Origin of the sequence: Frankia sp. AiPs1 (assembly GCF_023716945.1) — a bacterium.
In the GTDB taxonomy this organism is placed as follows: domain Bacteria; phylum Actinomycetota; class Actinomycetes; order Frankiales; family Frankiaceae; genus Frankia.
Window position 1 is genome coordinate 856 of record NZ_JAMQQF010000711.1, and the last position, 1,738, is coordinate 2,593.

At 74.3% G+C, this 1,738-nt stretch carries 2 protein-coding genes; one reads left to right on the top strand and one right to left on the bottom strand.

The features are described from left to right. Positions 1 to 169 precede the first annotated feature (169 nt). The gene (locus tag ND748_RS29755) at positions 170 to 538 is read left to right on the top strand and encodes a hypothetical protein (RefSeq protein WP_251749526.1); all 369 of its coding nucleotides are present in this window, start codon (positions 170 to 172) and stop codon (positions 536 to 538) included. A gap of 65 nt (positions 539 to 603) precedes the next feature. Here the strand turns inward: ND748_RS29755 and ND748_RS29760 are convergent. Further along, a partial coding sequence (locus tag ND748_RS29760; protein WP_251749527.1) for a M17 family metallopeptidase occupies positions 604 to 1,738 on the bottom strand: 1,135 nt, incomplete at its 5' end.

The window sequence follows — 1,738 nt, forward strand, 5'->3', positions numbered from 1 at the left end:
CAGGGTCCGGAGGGCTCGCCAGGGTCCGGAGGGCTCGCCAGGGTCCGGAGGGCTCGCCAGGGTCCGGAGGGCTCGCCAGGGTCCGGAGGGCTCGCCGGGGTCGGCGCAGCCGGCCGCAGACCGGCAGCCGGCCGTTTACGCGGGACCGTCCCGCGGGGAAGGATGCTCCATGAACATCCGGGAGTTCTACGGCGAACAGGCGCGGCGGCAGGCCTCCACCGAGGTCCCCTTCGGGGACGGGTGGACCGATCATCATGACATCCACAGCACGTACCGGCTGAGCTGGGTTGAGGACACCCGGGAGATCTACTCGGTCCGCGAGCCGCACCCCGGCGGGATCCTCGCCCGTTACCTCGACCAGCTCCGTGTCGACCAGGCGGACATCGACGAGCTACGGGTCGAGATCCTCGCGGTGGCGGACCGCGAGGCGGTCGAGGCGGCGCTGGCGGGCTGGCCGGCCGTGATGGAGGAGCACGACAGCCTGCGTTGGGCCCGCCGCCAGCTCACCAACCTGAGCTCGGCCGACGCCGCCCTCTGACCGGTGGCCACTGCCACGGCCACGGCCACGGCCACGGTGAGATCCGGTGAAGCCGCCGCCGATCGCTACCGGACCCGAGCTGACACGTCCGCCGCGGCAGCGGCGCCCGCGGCGCCCCCGGCAGTCGCCGTCGCGTCCGCGGCAGTCGCGTCCGCGGCCAGCCAGCGCAGCAGGGTACGAACCCCCCAGCCCGTGCCGCCCCGGCTGAGCTCGCCGTCGTCGGAGTCGGACCGCGCCGTGCCGGCGATGTCGAGGTGGGCCCATGGCAGCTTCCCGGCGAACTCGCGCAGGAACAGCGCGGCGGTGATGGACCCGCCGCCGACGTCCAGCGCCCGGCCGATGTTGGCCAGGTCCGCGACCGGCGAGTCGATCGCCGGCCGGTAGTCCTCGGTGAGCGGCAGCCGCCACACCCGCTCCCCGGCGGATTCGGCCGCGATGGCCAACTCTCCGGCGAGATCGTCGTCGGAGCTGAACAGGCCCGCGGTGCGCCGGCCAAGCGCGACGGTGATCGCCCCGGTGAGGGTGGCGAGGTCGACGACGACGTCGGCGCCGAGCTCGCCCGCCGCGTAGGCGAGGCCGTCCGCGAGGACCAGGCGCCCCTCGGCGTCGGTGTTGAGCACCTCGACCGTCGTGCCGCCCCAGCAGGTGATGACGTCGCCGGGCCGCATGGCGTTGCCGCCGATCATGTTCTCGGCGATGCAGAGCAGGCCGGTCACCCGGCCGGGCACGCCGAGCGCCGGCAGCGCGGTCATCGTCCCCAGGACCGCGGCCGCGCCGGCCATGTCGGTCTTCATCCCGATCATCGACACGGCCGGCTTCAGCGAGAGGCCGCCCGAGTCGAACGTGATGCCCTTACCGACGAGAACCCGATGACGGGCGACACCAGCCCCGTCGTACTCGATCCGGACCAGCCGCGGCGGGCGCGGCGAACCCTGGCCCACGGCCCGCAGCCCGCCGAAGCCCTGTTCGGCCAGTTCCCGCGGGCCGAGCACCGTCGCGGTGAGGCCGGCTGCGGTCGCAATGCGCACGGCCCGGTCGGCGAGCCATTCCGGCGACTTCACCAGACTCGGCGTGTTCACCAGATCGCGGGCGATGTAGACCCCGAGGGCCACGGCGCGGGCCGCCTGCAGCGCGGCAAGCGCCGCGGGATCCGCGGCGAGGTCGGTGATGACGACCACCTCGCGCAGCGGGCCGCCAGCC

What these genes read in the sequence shown, in the direction of transcription:
- ND748_RS29755 (WP_251749526.1), top strand. Translation starts at nt 170, where the DNA reads ATGAACATCCGGGAGTTCTACGGCGAACAGGCGCGGCGGCAGGCCTCC.